Genomic DNA, 17,683 nt, shown 5'->3' with positions numbered 1-17,683 from the left:
ATCACAATGACAGAAATTAAAGTTCATTTTAAGGAAGTAGAATCGTCATTAGACGAGTTAAAACAAAAAATTATCGAATTAAACACGAACCATTCTCATCCATCGTTCCCGGTTTCCTCTCTTGATTTCATCACAAAAATAAAAGCCATTGAAGACCTTTATTATCAAATCATTACCGATTATAAAAATACGCTTTTAAACATTGAGAGCGATGTTCGGAAAAGTATTGAGAATCTTGCGGAGACAGACCGAAATATTGCCCAAAAGATGAACATATAAACGGGGAGTCAAGACGATGAAGGTATTAAAAGTATCGGAAGTTTTACATGAAACCAATCAATTGATCCGTCAAAAGTCACGGGAAAAAGAACAAATCCTTGCTGTTCGGGAGGTTGTGAACAAAATCATCCGTTTAGACGGTGCTTTAGAGGGTAAAGGCGGTGAAGCAATTAAAGAGCACTTTGCTACTTTGCATATTCCGGCCATTCTCCTTTTGCATCAATTTCTTTATCAGTATTTAGAAAAACTGAAAAATATTTTAACGATCATAGAACATTTTGAAACTAATAACGGATATATAAGCGAAGAATTTATCGAAACAGAAGTTAAAACAAGCCTTAATAAGTTAGAAAACTTTACGGAGGAAACAGTCAAGAATATCAATCAATATTTCTTAGACGTGGTAGATTTAGTTGGGGGTATTCCCGTTCAAACTCATCTTTTTCACCAACAAATCGCATCGGCAAAAAATCGTGCTCAAAAAACTGTCCATGAACTGGCAAAGCTTGATGAAGACATCTCTAGCGAACTGACAACCATGCAAGAGCAGCTCACTCAAATTCGTTCATTCACTCAGAAGCTGCACGAATGGACAAAAGGCGGCGTTTTCTTAAGCAAAGAGCGAATAAAAGAAATCGAAAATTTTATTACCGAAACAGACACGTTCAAAGAAATGATTGATGATGCGATTGAGTTATCTGTACAAGAAGGAGATTCCACTTTTGTAGGCGCCATCGCTGAATGGCTTGCTTCCCTCGGCAAATTCAACGGCGGGCTAAGTGTTGCAAAAGGATTGCTTGCAGTTCATGTTCTCCGTACAGGTTTATTAACTTTAACAAAAGATGGAAATGGCAATTTTATTATAAAAACATCTAAAGCGTGGGTAAAAGGTGCAAATAAAAAATACGAATCAAAGCTTGCAGAAATAATCTATCAATTATTACAAAAAGGCGAAAAAAACTCTAGTATTGTAATAAAAAGAGCATTAGCAAAATATCATAAGGCACCAAGCGGTGTTTTACGTGACCTTATTGGTTTACCTTCCAAAGCAAATAAAATCAGTTTTGGAAAACTCGTCGCACAATATCATAAAATCTTTATCTTTGATAAAAGCTTATTAAAACAATACGTTGCAAAAGTTGATATTAATAGCACTATTCGGCAATTTACAGATGTTAAATCCTTTTCCTGAATCCGTGATGAATTGAAATCGACTTTGATTTTGTTGTAATTTTGATGGATTGATAATCCATAAACCCCTTTTATGCTTATGACCTATGTCATCTCTATTTCCGAAAATGGAACAAATCTCTGTTTTAGGTATACGAACCAAAAAAATAGACAAAAAAGCCCAGGGAGTGACGTTGGACATCAGTGATCGAACATTCGTTCGTTATCTTACCTCTCTCCATTTCTGATAGACGTTCAGTAGGGGCTCGCTATAGCCACTCCTTCGCGTCAGTTTCATCCAGATCTGTCGTGATCGACGGACGAGTCGCCCTGCCATCGTGATCACCGTCTGAATAATCGTCTTGATGCGGCGGCGTTTCACTTTGTGGTGCAACGGATGTCTCGGATCGCTTAATAGATCTTGTCCAATCAGACGAAGAAGATTGTAAACGAAGGCTCCCATGACCAACACGAGCGCATTCGTTTTCATCTTCCCAGATGGAAGCCGCTCTAAATCTAAGTCGCTCTTCAGTTCGCTATGAAACTGTTCGCATGTCGCATGGTCATGATACAACGCGAGCACATCGCTCATTCGAACATGCTCGTATCCTTTGAGCCGCACCCAATAGCTTTCCACTTCATAATCAGGAACGAGCATCAGCTGTCCATTGCGTTCCATCGTCCGTTCCGTCACTTGGGTGACTTGAACGTACGTATACGTGTTTCCATCGATCGCTGCCTTCTGTGGAAGGCATAGCTCATAGGTTTGTACTCCTTCGCTTTGTCCATCATCGACACGTTTGCCCTTTTGCGAAGCGATCTGGAACCAAAGCGCTTTCGATTCTCGGCGTAAGTTTCGCTTGATGACAAAGTCCACGTCTTCCTTTAGGCATACGTGCACATTCGCTTCTGCATCGTTTCCTGCATCCATGCGAACAAGCAGACGAGATGAAGTCAGTTGACGAGCTCGACGGATAGCGGTGACTAAAAACGAGGGCATGTTGTCTTGCACATGTTGTTTCCCTGGACGCAACTCGGCATGAACGAGATACCCTTCCTTCCCTGCATACGCAAACAACGGTGTAAAACCGTCAAATCCTTTATACGTTCGACTGACTCCTTCTTTTTTCGTATCGGAGTTGTCAAATGGGGAACCATCTATATCAAGGGGAAGCCATGTCGTCTTTCCTTTGGTCCAACAAGGGGACAAAGTGGCATGTCGTTGAATCAACAGACGTATGGACTCCTCCCAAAGAATCGTTTCGGTCATCGGAAGACAAGCGAGCTGATCGAGTCGTTGTCGCAAGGTTGGAGAGGAAGGCACGTGCTGAATCCCCATCGATGCCGAAAAGATATCGTCCTGACGATACGCTTCGATATGATCGAAATCCGTTTTTCCTGTGGCAAGCAAGCCAATCATCGAGCGAATGACATCGCTATGGGAAATGTGCACTTCTCGACGAACCGTTGGAAGCCGAAGTGCGTTTACCCGTTTATCCAGTTTCGTTCGATGGAGTAAGTAGCCAACGAGAGCAAGCCCAGCACTTGGGGTAATCGCTTCATCTGTCAATACAAACCGAATCGGGAAATCTTTCATCACATCACCTACTTGATGAAGAATCGTCAACGTCGTTTTCCCTTATCGTATCAACGGTTTGCGACCATTGTAAAGATGTTTTGTCACGGATTCAGGCTTTTCAAAACTTATGAAAAAGTTACCATTAGCAGGGGCGTGGTTCTCATTAGTTACAAATGCAGGTGAATTATTCAGTGACGAGAATCAATATAAATCTTTGTTTGAAAAATTCGGGAGATTTTCTGCAGGTCTCGGACTTGATGTTGGTGTTGCTGCTACAACATCTGCTGGAGCATATATAGGCTCATTAATCGCACCAGGTCCAGGAACAATTATTGGCGGGGCTATTGGTGCTGGAGTTGGTATTGTCGGGTCATGGTTGCTAGAGGATAACGTGAAAGACTTTGGCGAAAAAGTGGGACGCGAAATTGAAGAAGGTGTTCAGGGAATCAAGGAAGGAGTGGAAAAGGTCGGAAAGGAAATTGAAGAAGGTATTGAAACCGTTACAGAAATGGCCAATGATTCTTTAACAAGCGCGGAAAAGTTTATTGCGAATTTTTTTAATTAGTGCAATAGAAATTGAGAAAAAGATACGGTTCAATTCATATTAATTTAACAAAGGAGATTCTAATATAATGAAAGAATTATTGCCAAACTCTAATTTGAAACAACCAGATCGCTCATTTCCATTAACAAAAAAGAAAAATAATAATTTCTCTATTAAAAGAGGAGCAGCCTTTTTTTTAGAGAGTAATCTCTTTGTACTTCTCATTCTCTTTATTCTTCTCATTAATAAAAATTACTGGAATGAAGACGGTTCAACTATTGTTTTCATTTTTATTTCCGGTTTTGAACTCTTTTTTATGCTACTTTTTGTTCCTGCTTGCTTTTTCTATGAACCGGTCAGTCTAAAACAAATCATTCAATCGATCTTCAAAAAAAGAGAAAAAAATGAATGGATAGGAATGGTTTTAGTTTTTTTACTAGCAACTCTTATTTCTTTAGGTTTTATTTTCGATATACCTTATCCAAGTATATATCTTCCAGTGTGGCTATCAGTTAGTTGGATATGCGCTTTTGTATCCATATTTATTCAACGGGTTGTTATTGCTTATTTTTATTCTAATGTTAACGTAGAGAATGACCAGAAAAGTATATTTAATTATTTTTTTAAATACAGTGCATTATTTATTATGGGCTTTAACCATTATATTCAATTACTTTTATCCAAAATGCCGTTTTGGCTCAATAAATTATTTGCGATTTTAACTTTCCTTGTACTATTTTTGCAATCTTTTGTGATTCTTGGCGTATATGATTGATGTAGCTATAAGTGAATACTTTTGAAGAAGATGCAATTACATAAGTACAAATTGAACAGTTGCTTTATCCATGATTGAACTAGTTTATGCACTTGCTTTATTCGGATATAGTGATATAGCCAGCCAAATATTAAACGATGCTACTTTAGTAGAAAAAGAAGAAATACTTTTTATCCGTGAAGTGGAGCAGCTGTTGCATCAAAAGTTAATTTAGATGTGACAAATTGAATTTTAAAAAATTATCCATTTGTATAACCCCATAATCGCAGTATTTCGACAACAAACCTCTATAGAAAGGAAAAGAAAATCATGAACACAAAAGGAGCGGTCCGCTTATCAACAAATGAATTTGTTTCTGCATTAGCTTTATCTGGCTACAGTGAATTAGCTAGTCAAGTTATTAATGATCTTCAATTAATCAAAAACGAAAAAGAAGTGGAACGTTTTGTTCAGCAAACAGAACAATTATTAAGACAAAAAGGTTACCTGGATAATACGAGAGAATCTTCATTAGTTTCTGGACTGGAAAACTTAATTCACCTCTTAGTACAATCGCGAAAAAAAGTGCGATGCGTAGACATGAAAAAGAAGCAAGTGTTGTTTTTCCATCACATCCATCAATCAAAGACACTAATACAACACGTAAAAGGGAATGACCATTATTTTTCTTTTCACGATACGGAGTCCGGCTTTTTCCAAATGCTTTGCAATTACTACGGAGTGAGCGGCGATATGGAGACAAACAGCGTTGAACCCATTGAAGTAACAGACCAATTATTTGATGGACTTCACCAAACGGATTCCGAAGTTCTGATGCAAATGGTCCGAGATCAAAATTTACCCGCAACTATGCGTTTATTTGTAAACGATTTTCTAGGCCATGGACAAGAACTAAGCAACATTTCTTTTTTGGAATCCCATTACACGAAAGACGAGTCTGTTATTGACCAAGTCGTCTTTCTCCTTCCAAGTGAATCATTTATTTGGCACATTGACTACGAAAAAGTCGAGCAGCATCAAATTTTCTTTGTACCAGTCTCTGTTCACGAATATTTCAGTAAAATCGATGAAACGGTAAGGGAATTTTTTCATCTATCCTAATTTTATTATTCGTGTATGATGCTAGTATAGTTTCATGGACACCCTTTAGTGAAATATAATATTAACGAAGGGATGTGTCCTGATATGGGTAACACAAGCGAAAAACGTAAAAGTTATCATGCTGAATTTAAGGAAATGGTGGTTGAGCTTTATCAAACTGGAACACCAGTAAAACAGATCTGCAGCGAATATGGCCTGTCTGAAACGACAATCTACAAATGGATCAGAAAACAAAAACCGGTTAAGCTGGATGACGGGGGCTCTTTTACCCCGGAAGAATTTCTGAACCTGCAAAAAGAATTGCACCGGCTGAAAGAGGAAAACGAAATCTTAAAAAAAGCTATGGCCATATTCGCAAAGAAGTAGATCAAACCACTGTTATATCCATGATTGACGAGATAAGAGCCAAACACCATTATGACCTTAAAACCATGTGTACGGTCCTTGGCGTGCCGAGAAGTACCTACTATCAATCCAAACAAAAAACAGAGTCAAAAACAAAACGGGAAAACCGGGAGCTGACAGACAGAATACGAAAAATCCATACGGAAAGCAAGCAGAGATACGGAGCACCGAAGATCCACCATATGCTTGAAAAAGAAGGGCTCAAAGTCAGCCTGAAACGGGTTCAGCGTTTGATGAAGGCTGCAGGCATTTATTCCATTATCAGAAAAAAGTACCGCCCCCATTCCAATAAGGGCAAGATGGAAGAACACGATAACCTGCTGAACCAGGACTTCTCAACGACAACCATCAACGAGAAATGGGTTACGGATATTACGTACATTCATACTTTGAGAGACGGTTGGTGCTACCTGGCTTCCGTAATGGATTTACATTCCAGAAAGATTGTCGGTTACGCTTTTGACCGCCACATGACGACTGAACTGGCTTTAAAGGCAGTAGAAAACGCTTATCAGGCACAACGTCCAGGTCCGGGATTGATCTTGCATTCTGATTTGGGATCCCAGTATACAAGCGAGAAATTTGCAGAATACATGGAAAAGAAGCAGTTCAAACACTCCTTCAGTAAAAAAGGTTGCCCATACGATAACGCCTGCATTGAGTCTTTCCATGCAATTCTGAAAAAGGAAGAGATCTACAGAGTCAACTATTTGAACTTTCAAGCTGCCAGAAGAGCCTTATTCGAATTTATAGAAGGCTGGTACAATCGGAAACGGATTCATAGCTGCCTGGGCTATATGACGCCACAAGAAACAGAAGACAGTATCAAAGGGGCAGCGTAGTGCTCTTCACAATTTTACAAGCATCCGCTTTACATGGAGTGGCGGGTGTGGTAGGCTTGTTTGCCATGCGAAAGAAATCATTGCCCCTTTCGCCCTTCGCATAACACCACGCCCGCAGAGGCTCCATGTCAAGCGACCAGCGATGTCATGAAAAATATGGCATGAGATCAAAATTAAATTTCACTTATTGGTGTCCAAAATATTGACTTAAATCCACAAACAAAATTTTATACATCATCCAGTCCCCCGTTCAGTCAATAAAGTAAATTTAAATCGATATGTTTATTTTTGTTTTATGCATTACATATCGGACACTTAAAATACCAATTTCCTAATGACACATGGAAATTACTTTCTCATAACTATGCTTAATAAGTCGATGGTTAATGTTATTATGACTAAAACTTTTTACCCAAAATATTTCCAATAAGATACTATTTAGTTTGGTACTACTAGATTTATATCAGTAGCATTGCATTAAGTTAATTTTAATTTGTCAAGCCCAATTTTATGTTAAATTTCATCTTTTTGGATATAAAAAAACTCCTTATAATTAGGATTGGCAGTCCTATCCAAATCCTAAGAATAAGGAGAAACCATTATGGATAAGAATACCACAGAATCCACAATAAATGAACTATTTAAAGAGATCGATCCAATAACTTTTTCAAAACTAATTAATGTGATTGACGTTGACAAATACATTAAAAAATTAACGGCGTATAAGTTTTTACAACTTTGTATCATCGCTCAGTTAAACGAATTGGAAAGCTTAACAAAATTGGCCAAACATTTGAAAGACAAGGAAGAGTTGCAGACATATCTGGAATTTGATGCAATTAGTACTTCGCAACTTTCTCGCAAATTAGGCCAATTATCCCCTCAACTGTTTGAAAAAGTATTTAAATATCTGGTCTTAAAGATCCAAGGGCAAATGAAAAATGCCCCGATCATCCGAAACATTGGTCGTCTTCTGGTCATTGATTCTACCACGATGAGCATGAGTTTGAGCCAATATCCATGGGCAACTTTTCGTAAGACAAAGGCTGGTGTTCGACTCCATTTAAAGGTTGTTGTAACGAAGGATATCACTGTTCCGGATCAAGGGATTATCTTACCCGCGAAACATGCCGATCGCACACAGATGGACGAACTCATTGAAATCGATCCAAATGCGATTTACTTGTTTGATCGAGGGTATGTCGATTACAAACAGTTCGACCGCTTATGCCGAGAAGGGGTGCGATTCATTACCCGGCTTAAAAAGAACGCAGAGATTGAAGTTTTATCGGAACGGATTCCCAATCCAGAACGTTTGATTTATAGGGATCAGATTGTCATTTTAGGAAATGACCGTAATCATACCAAAATGACTCATCCTCTCCGATTGATCGAAACGGTCGACAGCGAAGGGAATCCCGTGATCATCATAACCAATTGCTTTGATCTTTCTGCGGAAGAGATTGCAGATTTATACCGATATCGCTGGAAGATAGAGACCTTCTTTAAATGGATGAAACAGCACCTTAAGATAAAAAGATTTTATGGAAAAAGTCAAAATGCCGTTTACAATCAAATTTGGATCGCCCTAATCACCTATTGCTTACAGGCCATGCTCCAATTAAAAGTGAATCACGATGGTCCTTTATTAGAGATCAAGCGAACTTTACAGAATCTGCTTTTTAAAGGTTTTGACTGTTTTGTTCGCTCCCTTTTTAAAAAGCCAATTCGAACGTCCAACGGTCGGAAAAAATACCATTGGGAAAAAGATTTTGAAACCATCGTGTACCAATTTGAAGAAGGGGAGGTGGAACACCTAGACGATTTAGTTTATGATCCAATGTTTCTGTAATATATTACCAAATTGTGGAAATGGACTGCCGATTAAGACGTCATTGTCCTTTTAAGCTTGCTTAGAAAGATTGTATGTCTGAATATTCAGTTACATGAAATAACTGGAATTTTTATTGAGCTTGACAAACATTAAATTTTTTTATGCAACGCTACTGGATTTATATAAATTTATATAAAATCAATAAACTATAGGAATAAACGTTCATTTCACTACATATATTATGTTGATTCATCACCACATTTTGTGATTTAACCCAAAAAATAAGGAAAACACTCACGAATTCCTGGCAATAATGTTAGCGTGACTTAACATAACAGGAGGTTCTAAAGTGTTTTCCGTATCACTAGATTTGCCAGAATTTGAAGTTGTTAAACAAGTGTTTCTTGAAGATTGCAATTTGTTACATGTCGAGAAAAATACTACAGAAGAACGCTGTTCTTACTGCGGTTTTTTTTCTAGTCATGTCCATGACTGGCGGACAAGAAAGGTTCGTGACTTGTCCGTATTAGGTAAGCCCCTTTTCTTATTTGTCAGAGTGTATAGATACCGTTGTCACAACTGTAATGAGGTATTTTCACAAACATTTGAATCTATCAGTCCTAATAAGCATCAGACCAATCGGTACAGAGAATATCTGTACGAAATGTGCATTGGCTCTACTATCCAAGAAGTGAGTCGAAAGGAAAAAATACCTTATACAACTGTTGAAAGAATATTTTATTCCGTTGCTAAAGAAAAAGAGAAGGAGCATTTAGAAACTCTTGAAAGTGTTTTAGAAAACTATGAAATGTTTATCATTTTTTTAAAGCAACGATTAATCTATACCCACAATTTTGCTGCGGCGTTCAAGGAATACAACATCACGCCATACGCCATTTAACTTTCCTAAACGTTGTCGTATACCAACTTCACGAAATCCAACACTTTGATGTAAACGTAAGCTTGGTATGTTTTCAGGGAAAATCCCTGCATTTAATGTCCAAAATCCTTTTGCTTCCGATTCTTTGATCATGGCTTGTAGAAGTTGTTTTCCAACACCATTTCCTCGGCTCACATCTCGAACATACACACTCACCTCTCCTACTCCTGCATATACGCAGCGATCTGATACTTTACTGATCTTACACCAGCCTTGAATACCTTTTTCATCTTCAGCAACCAGACACAAGTTTTCCGCAATTGTCGACTCCCATTTTTCGAATGATGGCACTGTCGTTTCAAACGTTGCTTGTCCTGTCGCAATTCCTTGCTCGTAAATTTCCTTCACTTGCAGCCAATCCTCTTTGTAAAAGCTGCGAATGTTCATATTTAATCTCTCCTTATTTTTTATATAGAAAAGGCACTAGGAATCGCCCTACTGCCTTTTCTATGTCACAATAACAACACTTACGATTAAATGTAGATGGGCAACATCCATAACGGTTTTGTATGCAATCTCTTCACTTTTTTCATGAGATCGGAATCATCATGGAAAACAAGTTGCTCAATTTGTCTTACCTAACGGTTTCTGATCTGTTACACCACGTTTTTTAAGGTTTCATTGCTTTTATGACCGCAGAAACTATGTAATCTTCGAAGTTCGCTCCAGGCACCCAGTCTTTGATAAACTCCTTCGATTCATCTTTCGGTTCAATGGTGATCTGTATGAATCCACTCTGTTGCAACAATGATTCCAGTTCTCTAATTGATGCCGCTCCTGATACGCAGTTCGAATACAAGACATCCATATTGTTTTTGATTTCCGATGGAAGCTCTGCTGTCGCTACAACGTCGGAAATGACGAGGCGACCACCTGGTTTCAGAACTCGATAGGCTTCCTTGAACACTTGGGGCTTATCTGGAGAAAGATTAATGACACAATTGGAAATAATGACATCAACCGTACGATCTGCAACCGGTAAATGTTCAATCTCTCCTAATCGAAATTCAGTGTTGGTATAACCATTCTTGGCAGCATTATTCCGAGCTTTGCTGATCATTTCTGGCGTCATATCTACACCAATGACGCGGCCGGTTTCTCCAACCTGTTGTGCTGCCAGAAAGCAATCAAATCCAGCACCGCTACCAAGATCCAACACTACTTCTCCAAGTTTCAATTCCGTAATTGCCAGCGGGTTGCCGCAGCCAAGTCCAAGATTGGCTCCTTCTGGTACGGCAGATAATTCCTCATCCGAATAACCTAGTTTTGCCGATACCTCCTTAGGTGTACCACAACCTCCGGAACTGACTGAACAACAACCCCCAGAATTCACTTCCTGCAGCGCAATTTTCTTATAGCGGTTTCGGACATTTTGCCGGATTTGATCGTTATTCATGTGATTCATAAGTGATCACTCCTTAAATAATATAGAATAAAAATCCTAATAACCCTGCCATCGTCATGACAGAGCCTACAAACGCAAAGACTAGTTTCTTTTTAAAGATACTGTGCAATATTGATATCCCGGTAAGCTTGCAGCTTCTCAGTTAATCATCAATGCAATGTCATGCTCATTGTAATTAACATTGGCGAGATAGGAATCACGAAAAGACGGACATTCCAAGGATTTTCGATGATTGCAGCAATACACCCCCATTTAGATTGAAATTCATTCTGTCGGTACAGCGCCATGAATAACGGCTCCAACGCCTGAACCCAAAAGCAAATAGTAAAAGGTGTCCTGTAAATCTTCTCTCATGTTTCCTTTTTAATCTTTATCTCTCCTTTCGCGATTACTTTGCATAGCTTGACTTTCAATCCGTATTTTTCAAGCCTGAATATATCTATCTAAAAAGTGAATAACAATCAAAATACTAAAAATAAAAGAGTTCATTCCAATGAAATAGAAAGAAAATTTTGAAGAATCTTATCTCTTTTATTTTATTTGCAAAATGCAAATATAAGTTTAACGAATTGGCAAGCCAAGATAGCTTGCCTTAAAATAATGGTTTGCAACATACGCTCGATTTTACCATGCACTCATTCAACAATTTAATCGAACGAATTACTGTTTCTTTCTCGAATTCCGTCATGTGTGAAAATACCTCTTCTAAATATTGTCTGATTTCTCGATCGATAGTTGTTGCTATAAATTTTCCCTCGTTGGTTAGAGATAACGTGTATACTCTTCGATCTTCAGGGAGCGGCGTTTTTTTTACTAAACCCATTTTGACCAAATTTTGAATCTGTCTGCTGAACGTCGTAATATCCATTCCCAATACTTCGGCCACTTGTTGCATAGAAGGGTATTCTCTTTTATCAATTTCATATAGAATATGACTTTGAACAAGAGAAATATCAACACGATCAATAGAACAGCAATTTTTATTCAGCAATCCAAAACGACGTGTCATCACTTGAAAAAGCTCTCTAACGTTTTCCATTTTTTCACCTCTATATTTATTTATACTATATTATTTGCAATTTGCAAATAATCATTTTTAATAATAAACTGAGGCTCCATCAGATCGTTGAATGGAGCCGAAAAAAACTGTTAAGACATTAGTTATGAAACTAGCTGAATTTTGCACTACAGAGTTAAAAATAGACTATTCACACAAATCTTTTGTCCGCTTTAAACCACTCATATATTGTTATTGGAACCATGAAAAAGTTTCGAGTCTTTCAGTACCTAGACCTGTGCTGCTTATTTATTCGCTGTTAAAACAGTTGTTAGCTCGTCAATTGCTTGCCGAATATCATCCTGCGTATTGTAAAAATGAGGAGCGATTCGGATGACGTCGTTTCTAGCAGAAACAATGATATTTCTCTCTTTCAAGATCGATTCTATTTGCCCAGCATTTTTTACATAAAAAGCAGTTATGCCGCCTCTTTTGTGAGCCGATAAAGGAGTAACAGTGTGTAATCCTTTTTCTTGTCCATAATCTAATGCGAATTGAGCTAATAGGTTTAAATAAGAAGATATATTCTCCACTCCTATTTCAAGAAGTAAACGAATAGCGGCAGCTGCTGCATAAGCGCTTATAAAAGAAGGCGTTCCAGTCTCAAAACGACGTGTTCCAGCTGCTGGTATAATTTGATGAACATTGAATTTCGAATGATCCTCCTGACCAAACCATCCTGTGACGCGCGGCTTCCATTTCTCTGCCAATTCAGCTTTTATGTATAGGAAGGATATTCCCGGAATACCTAACAAGTATTTCCTTGTTCCTGCTGCCAATATGTCGATATCCATTTTCTTTACATCAATAGGCACCTGTCCAGCAGATTGATATGCATCAACAAAAAGAAGTGAACCTTTACGATGAACAATGTCTGCAATCGCTTTGAGATCTTGTTTAAAACCGTTGTAATAACAGACATGGGAAATGGATGTGACAAGTGTGTCAGACGTTACATAACGTTCATAATATTCTAAAGGAATGACTCCTTGTTGAGAAGGAATAAATCTGACCTTTGCTCCAAATTTCTCCTGAGCGAGCCATACATGACCGGCGGTTGGAAAGTCCATATCTGTCGTCACAATGATATTTTTCCCTTTTTCAAAAGAAAGTGAAGAGGCGATAGCAGAAAAAATGTCAGAGACCGAGCATAATACAGCAATTTCATTAGGTTCAGCACCGATTAATTTTGCAAAACGGTATTTTGCCTGTTCAACTACTTTTATTGCTTGATTCCAATTAACCCCCGCCGTTAGCAAACTATTCATATACGCTTCAATCGATTCGGACACAGTTTTTGAAATGGCTCCTTGCGAACAGCTCGCCAGATGGATTTTCGATGCTAAAACAGGAAATAAAGAACGATAATGAGCATACGGGTGTTTCAATCCTATCTCCTCCCTTCAACTCCGCAAAAAAATTTTCTCCTAGTTATTGGTCTCCCGATTATTATAGTAATCAGCAACTGGGTTTTTTCTTTTAGTTTATTATCCTGTTTCATAGACTTACAAGAGTTTACTATTTGGAGTAATGAAACCTCTACTGTAAACTCCTGTTTTTATTTTGCCAGTGTGAATCCAATATAAATCGCTGCTCCCCACATGACGAGCGCGGAAATTTTGTTAAAAGCATTCATCAAACGTCCAGATTGATCTAGATCCCCTATTCTCCGCCCTGCCAAAGCCAGCCCCGCAAACCAGATCCAGGAAACTAGAATACAGGCAAGTGCAAAAGCTGCTTTTTCCCCTTCATTGTATTGAAGTGAACTCGTTCCGATCACTCCAATCGTATCCATGATCGCATGTGGATTGAGCAGCGAGACCGATGCTGAAAACACAACTTGTTTGAATGGTGTAAAAGTTTCCTTAGCTGTTTTTCCGTTATTCTCTTTAACAGCAGAAGGGGTACTTTTCCAAGTGCTCCACCCCATGTATAACAAAAATAAAATCCCTAAGCACAGCATAATCGTTTTGATCAAAAAAGAACCCAAGACCATAATAGATACTCCGAAAACAGCAAGGATGATTAAAAGTGTATCACATAGTGATGCAGTTAAAACGGCTGGGAGCGCATGAATAAAGTGTTTCTGAAGAGCTCCTTGATGAAAAATAAAAACGTTTTGGACGCCAAGAGGAAGAATAAGTCCAAATGCAAGAATAAGTCCGTGAATAAAGGCTTCCGCCAATCCAATCCCTCCTATTGTATAGCATATGAATACAATTTTACTCGGAAATCGATTATTGTCTCCAACCAATTGGATGGATTCAATACCAACCAAGTTGTATAATCGACTCATATGATTGTAAAGGGAGAGTATTTTTTCATGAATGAATTAGATTGGAAGCCAGACAAATCGACTCCAGTTCCCCTTTATATCCAGATCAAAGAATATATTAAAGAAAAGATTGAAACAGGAGAATGGACTTTAGGGACAAAAATCCCTCCTCAACGCACATTGGCCAAAGCATTCGGAGTGAACCGCAGTACGATCGTGGCGGCTATGGAAGAATTGATTGCTGATGGATTGCTGGAAGGAAAAAGAGGAGGCGGTACCAAGATTATTAACAATTCTTGGTCTTTGATGACCTCTACTCCTCTCCCAGACTGGAATTCCTATGTGCAAGCGGGGAGTTATTATCCTAATTTGCCTACGATACAGGAAATCAATAAAGCAGAGTTTGATTCAAATATCATCCGTTTAGGAACAGGAGAGCTTTCTCCAGATTTATTTCCACGTGAGATGATGAAACAAGTATTTGAAAAGCTGACGGGACACATTGATTCACTTGGCTACGAGGAACCGAAAGGGCTGCTTTTTCTCAGGGAACAGCTCAGTAGATATTTGAAAACCATCGGGATTGAAGCTTCCCCTTCTTCCATTTTGATTGTGTCAGGAGCTCTGCAGGCATTGCAATTGATATCAATAGGTCTATTGCGGCGAGGTGCTACGATCTTTCTGGAAAAACCATCGTACCTGTATTCCCTGCATGTATTTCAATCTGCCGAAATGCGATTATTTGGACTTCCTTTAGATGAGCATGGAATTCAAGCAAATAAGATTTCGGAACAAAAAAAGCGGCAAAATGCTTCATTGCTTTATACAATTCCGTCCTTTCATAATCCAACAGGAATTTTGATGTCCGAAGAAAGACGGAGAAAACTGATCGATGTATGCGAAAAGGAGCGGCTGCCGATTATTGAGGATGACGTATACCGGGAACTCTGGCTCGATTCACCGCCTCCCCCACCATTGAAAGCCATCGATAAAAATGGGCTTGTTTTATATCTTGGGAGCATGTCGAAAACATTGAGTCCCGGTCTGAGAATCGGCTGGATAGTCGGACCGAAGCCTGTTATTGAGCGATTGGCGGATATTAAAATGCAAACCGATTACGGATCCAGTTCCTTGTCTCAATGGGCAGTTGCGGAATGGCTAGCAAGCGGGCTCTATCATCAACATTTGGAAGAGGTCAGAAAAGAATTGAAGGTTCGAAGAGAGATCATGATTGATTTATTACAGAGGTATTTTTCCGATATTGCGACCTGGACTGTTCCTAGAGGCGGTTTTTATATATGGCTGCGCATATTGCCTTCAATCTCCATACGGGAACTTTTTGAAAAAGCATTAGTGCATGGACTTCTATTAAATCCAGGAAATGTCTATGATAAGCATGCAGCCCAGTACCTTCGCCTTTCTTATTCCTACGCTTCTTTAGCTGACTTGGAGAAAGGAATGTTCCGTCTTTCGAAAGTCATCCGGCAGCTAATCACCTAACTCTTTAACGTGCGTTCCATAGCGGTAGTTGAATCCATCGCATACATCAACATCTCGTATAAAACAGCCAATATCGAAACTTGAATAGGTCCCACATTCAGGCGATTGTGAATCGATGCTTGCATCGGAAGCTTTCTCGATTTTATTCTTTCAAGCCCCACTTAAACTACACATAACCAAAATAAAATAATGTTAGAAATCGGGCGGTGTTTCAAAAAATGTAATAATTGAAGCCTCAAATCGTACTATAAATCCCTTAAAACTTTTACCTAAATTAAATATCTATTTTTCTCCCTAAAATCTGCCCCATTGCAGCAAATCTATTAATCTTAATGTTGATATTGTCTTGCAACAGCCAATGCTATATGACTTTTTCGTTAATTGTCTAATTCTTCTCCTAAAAAACACGAAGAGCCCGAGAAAGTTCTCCAGGCTCTTTTTGTTATTGATATGGAGGGACTGAAGGAAGTTATTCACCAGTCTCAGCAAAACGTTTAATTCTTTCACCAATCTCATCGCGAACACGCATGAAAACAGCCCATTTTTCTTCTTCTGTCCCCTCTGCCTTCGCAGGATCATCGAATCCCCAATGTACGCGTTTCACGTGCGGAGGTGTTACCGGGCAATGGTCTGCGGCGTGACCGCATAATGTTACGACCAAATCCGCTTTATTTAAAATTTCCGGATCAATGATATCCGATGTTTGGTTCGAAATATCAATTCCTACTTCTTTCATGACTTTTACCGCGTTTGGATTTAATCCGCGAGCTTCGATACCGGCGCTGTACACTTCCCACTCGTCGCCAAGATATTTTTTTGCCCATCCTTCTGCCATTTGGCTGCGGCAAGAGTTGCCAGTGCATAAGAAGTAAATCGTCTTTTTGTCTTTCATGTTCATTCCACCTTTGTTGTTAGTATGATACTGATTCGGTTTTAAAGTATTTTCGTTTAAACCATAATGCTACGTTGACCAATGCAATCATGACAGGCACTTCCACAAGTGGTCCAATGACAGCTGCAAATGCTGCACCAGAATGGATCCCAAACACGCCAACAGCTACAGCAATCGCTAACTCAAAGTTATTGCTGCCGGCTGTAAAGGCAAGTGTGGTGGTGACAGGGTAGCTCGCTCCAAATTTCTTCCCCAAGAAGAAGGAAACGAAAAACATCAATACAAAGTAAATGAACAATGGAATGGCGACTCTCACTACATCCAACGGCAAACTTACGATAGCGTCTCCTTTTAAAGAGAACATGACGATAATCGTAAACAATAAAGAAATCAATGTAATCGGGCTGATTTTTGGAATGAATACTTTTTCATACCATTGTCTGCCCTTTGCTTTTACCAACAAAAAGCGCGTCACCATTCCGCCAAGAAACGGAATTCCTAAGTAAATGAACACCGACTTGGCGACTTCCGTCATTGTAATATGAACGACAGCACCTTCTAGTCCTAACCATTCTGGAATGATTGTTACAAACACATACGCATAAACAGAGTAAAATAGCACTTGGAATACAGAGTTAAACGCTACAAGCCCAGCTGCGTACTCTCTGTCTCCTTTCGCTAAATCATTCCAGACGATCACCATCGCAATACAACGTGCCAGACCGATTAGGATGAGTCCGACCATGTATTCCGGCTTATCCGGCAAAAATACAATCGCCAATACAAACATCAATATTGGTCCAATAATCCAATTTTGTACAAGGGACAAAACCAATACTTTTATGTCTTTAAAGACGCGTCCCATCTCCTCGTAGCGAACTTTTGCTAACGGAGGATACATCATGAAAATTAAACCAATGGCAATTGGAATCGATGTGGTTCCTGCCTGTAAACTGTTTATTGCGTCTACAAAGCCCGGAAAGACAGATCCAAAGCCAATTCCTGCTGCCATAGCTAGGAAAATCCAAAGCGTTAAGTATCGATCCAAAAACGATAGCCGTTTTTTTCCCGTATTACTCATTTTT

General features: G+C 39.0%; 18 protein-coding genes. 10 read left to right on the top strand and 8 right to left on the bottom strand.

Annotated features, from left to right (window positions below; translation table 11 throughout):
- Nucleotides 1–6 precede the first annotated feature (6 nt).
- Both NSU02_RS10295 and NSU02_RS10290 read left to right on the top strand, forming a co-directional pair.
- Nucleotides 7–279: a YwqI/YxiC family protein gene (locus NSU02_RS10295; protein WP_066250866.1), complete on the top strand. Its 273-nt coding sequence runs from the start codon at nucleotides 7–9 to the stop codon at nucleotides 277–279.
- A 16-nt stretch (nucleotides 280–295) separates the two neighbouring features.
- Nucleotides 296–1,471: an LXG domain-containing protein gene (locus NSU02_RS10290; RefSeq protein ID WP_339192836.1), complete on the top strand. Its 1,176-nt coding sequence runs from the start codon at nucleotides 296–298 to the stop codon at nucleotides 1,469–1,471.
- Between the two features lie 201 nt (nucleotides 1,472–1,672).
- Here NSU02_RS10290 and NSU02_RS10285 read toward each other — a convergent pair whose 3' ends face one another.
- Complete coding sequence (locus tag NSU02_RS10285; protein WP_339195758.1) at nucleotides 1,673–3,046, bottom strand: IS1380-like element ISGsp2 family transposase; 1,374 nt, start codon at nucleotides 3,044–3,046, stop codon at nucleotides 1,673–1,675.
- A gap of 109 nt (nucleotides 3,047–3,155) precedes the next feature.
- On the opposite strand from NSU02_RS10285, the gene NSU02_RS10280 reads away from it, so the two are divergent.
- The 7 genes from NSU02_RS10280 to NSU02_RS10250 all read left to right on the top strand — a co-directional run bounded on the left by NSU02_RS10280 (nucleotide 3,156) and on the right by NSU02_RS10250 (nucleotide 9,430).
- Nucleotides 3,156–3,593, top strand: coding sequence for a hypothetical protein (locus NSU02_RS10280; protein WP_339192835.1), 438 nt, complete (start codon nucleotides 3,156–3,158; stop codon nucleotides 3,591–3,593).
- Between the two features lie 67 nt (nucleotides 3,594–3,660).
- A complete protein-coding gene (locus tag NSU02_RS10275; protein ID WP_339192834.1) occupies nucleotides 3,661–4,347 on the top strand; it encodes a hypothetical protein in 687 nt (228 codons plus the stop codon).
- Nucleotides 4,348–4,417: 70 nt separating this feature from the next.
- Complete coding sequence (locus NSU02_RS10270) at nucleotides 4,418–4,561, top strand: hypothetical protein (RefSeq protein WP_186439258.1); 144 nt, start codon at nucleotides 4,418–4,420, stop codon at nucleotides 4,559–4,561.
- Between the two features lie 95 nt (nucleotides 4,562–4,656).
- Complete coding sequence (locus NSU02_RS10265; protein WP_066247055.1) at nucleotides 4,657–5,448, top strand: hypothetical protein; 792 nt, start codon at nucleotides 4,657–4,659, stop codon at nucleotides 5,446–5,448.
- 84 nt (nucleotides 5,449–5,532) lie between these two features.
- A protein-coding gene (locus tag NSU02_RS10260) for an IS3 family transposase (RefSeq protein ID WP_339192833.1) occupies nucleotides 5,533–6,695 on the top strand; the annotation gives its coding sequence in 2 pieces (ribosomal slippage) (nucleotides 5,533–5,788 and nucleotides 5,788–6,695; 1,164 coding nt in all).
- A 601-nt stretch (nucleotides 6,696–7,296) separates the two neighbouring features.
- A complete protein-coding gene (locus NSU02_RS10255; RefSeq protein ID WP_339192832.1) occupies nucleotides 7,297–8,547 on the top strand; it encodes an IS4 family transposase in 1,251 nt (416 codons plus the stop codon).
- 331 nt (nucleotides 8,548–8,878) lie between these two features.
- Nucleotides 8,879–9,430 carry a transposase family protein gene (locus tag NSU02_RS10250; RefSeq protein ID WP_339192831.1) on the top strand — a complete coding sequence of 184 codons (552 nt, stop codon included), beginning with the start codon at nucleotides 8,879–8,881 and terminating at the stop codon, nucleotides 9,428–9,430.
- Here NSU02_RS10250 and NSU02_RS10245 read toward each other — a convergent pair.
- The 5 genes from NSU02_RS10245 to NSU02_RS10225 form a co-directional block, all read right to left on the bottom strand.
- Nucleotides 9,365–9,856, bottom strand: a complete 492-nt coding sequence (locus NSU02_RS10245) for a GNAT family N-acetyltransferase (RefSeq protein WP_066251750.1) — start codon at nucleotides 9,854–9,856, stop codon at nucleotides 9,365–9,367. The genes NSU02_RS10250 and NSU02_RS10245 overlap by 66 nt on opposite strands.
- Before the next feature lie 223 nt (nucleotides 9,857–10,079).
- Complete coding sequence (locus NSU02_RS10240) at nucleotides 10,080–10,874, bottom strand: arsenite methyltransferase (RefSeq protein ID WP_339192830.1); 795 nt, start codon at nucleotides 10,872–10,874, stop codon at nucleotides 10,080–10,082.
- A 592-nt stretch (nucleotides 10,875–11,466) separates the two neighbouring features.
- On the bottom strand, nucleotides 11,467–11,913 hold the full coding sequence (locus NSU02_RS10235; protein WP_339192829.1) for a MarR family winged helix-turn-helix transcriptional regulator: 447 nt from the start codon (nucleotides 11,911–11,913) through the stop codon (nucleotides 11,467–11,469).
- A 263-nt stretch (nucleotides 11,914–12,176) separates the two neighbouring features.
- Nucleotides 12,177–13,319: an aminotransferase class V-fold PLP-dependent enzyme gene (locus NSU02_RS10230; protein WP_339192828.1), complete on the bottom strand. Its 1,143-nt coding sequence runs from the start codon at nucleotides 13,317–13,319 to the stop codon at nucleotides 12,177–12,179.
- Nucleotides 13,320–13,489: 170 nt separating this feature from the next.
- A complete protein-coding gene (locus NSU02_RS10225) occupies nucleotides 13,490–14,116 on the bottom strand; it encodes a LysE/ArgO family amino acid transporter (protein ID WP_130157708.1) in 627 nt (208 codons plus the stop codon).
- A gap of 138 nt (nucleotides 14,117–14,254) precedes the next feature.
- Here NSU02_RS10225 and NSU02_RS10220 point away from each other — a divergent pair, with 138 nt between their 5' ends.
- Nucleotides 14,255–15,706: a PLP-dependent aminotransferase family protein gene (locus tag NSU02_RS10220; RefSeq protein ID WP_339192827.1), complete on the top strand. Its 1,452-nt coding sequence runs from the start codon at nucleotides 14,255–14,257 to the stop codon at nucleotides 15,704–15,706.
- A 469-nt stretch (nucleotides 15,707–16,175) separates the two neighbouring features.
- Here NSU02_RS10220 and arsC read toward each other — a convergent pair whose 3' ends face one another.
- Together arsC and arsB are read right to left on the bottom strand one after the other, a co-directional pair.
- Entirely contained in the window at nucleotides 16,176–16,598 is a 423-nt protein-coding gene (arsC, locus tag NSU02_RS10215; RefSeq protein WP_339192826.1) for an arsenate reductase (thioredoxin), read from the bottom strand.
- 19 nt (nucleotides 16,599–16,617) lie between these two features.
- The gene (gene arsB, locus NSU02_RS10210) at nucleotides 16,618–17,679 is read right to left on the bottom strand and encodes an ACR3 family arsenite efflux transporter (RefSeq protein ID WP_339192825.1); all 1,062 of its coding nucleotides are present in this window, start codon (nucleotides 17,677–17,679) and stop codon (nucleotides 16,618–16,620) included.
- Nucleotides 17,680–17,683: the final 4 nt, after the last annotated feature.

It is taken from the genome of Aeribacillus sp. FSL W8-0870, from assembly GCF_037963755.1.
Lineage (GTDB): Bacteria > Bacillota > Bacilli > Bacillales > Aeribacillaceae > Aeribacillus > Aeribacillus composti.
Note: the sequence above shows the minus strand (reverse complement) of the source record. Positions and strands in the feature narration are given on the sequence as shown.

Bases quoted from the DNA above. Each gene is read 5' to 3' on its own strand.
- NSU02_RS10265 (WP_066247055.1), top strand. From the start codon at position 4,657: ATGAACACAAAAGGAGCGGTCCGCTTATCAACAAATGAATTTGTTTCT.
- NSU02_RS10275 (WP_339192834.1), top strand. From the start codon at position 3,661: ATGAAAGAATTATTGCCAAACTCTAATTTGAAACAACCAGATCGCTCA.
- NSU02_RS10245 (WP_066251750.1), bottom strand. From the start codon at position 9,856: ATGAACATTCGCAGCTTTTACAAAGAGGATTGGCTGCAAGTGAAGGAA.
- NSU02_RS10285 (WP_339195758.1), bottom strand. From the start codon at position 3,046: ATGAAAGATTTCCCGATTCGGTTTGTATTGACAGATGAAGCGATTACC.
- NSU02_RS10290 (WP_339192836.1), top strand. From the start codon at position 296: ATGAAGGTATTAAAAGTATCGGAAGTTTTACATGAAACCAATCAATTG.
- arsB (WP_339192825.1), bottom strand. From the start codon at position 17,679: ATGAGTAATACGGGAAAAAAACGGCTATCGTTTTTGGATCGATACTTA.
- NSU02_RS10240 (WP_339192830.1), bottom strand. From the start codon at position 10,874: ATGAATCACATGAATAACGATCAAATCCGGCAAAATGTCCGAAACCGC.
- NSU02_RS10220 (WP_339192827.1), top strand. From the start codon at position 14,255: ATGAATGAATTAGATTGGAAGCCAGACAAATCGACTCCAGTTCCCCTT.
- NSU02_RS10235 (WP_339192829.1), bottom strand. From the start codon at position 11,913: ATGGAAAACGTTAGAGAGCTTTTTCAAGTGATGACACGTCGTTTTGGA.
- arsC (WP_339192826.1), bottom strand. From the start codon at position 16,598: ATGAAAGACAAAAAGACGATTTACTTCTTATGCACTGGCAACTCTTGC.
- NSU02_RS10270 (WP_186439258.1), top strand. From the start codon at position 4,418: ATGATTGAACTAGTTTATGCACTTGCTTTATTCGGATATAGTGATATA.
- NSU02_RS10295 (WP_066250866.1), top strand. From the start codon at position 7: ATGACAGAAATTAAAGTTCATTTTAAGGAAGTAGAATCGTCATTAGAC.
- NSU02_RS10280 (WP_339192835.1), top strand. From the start codon at position 3,156: ATGAAAAAGTTACCATTAGCAGGGGCGTGGTTCTCATTAGTTACAAAT.
- NSU02_RS10255 (WP_339192832.1), top strand. From the start codon at position 7,297: ATGGATAAGAATACCACAGAATCCACAATAAATGAACTATTTAAAGAG.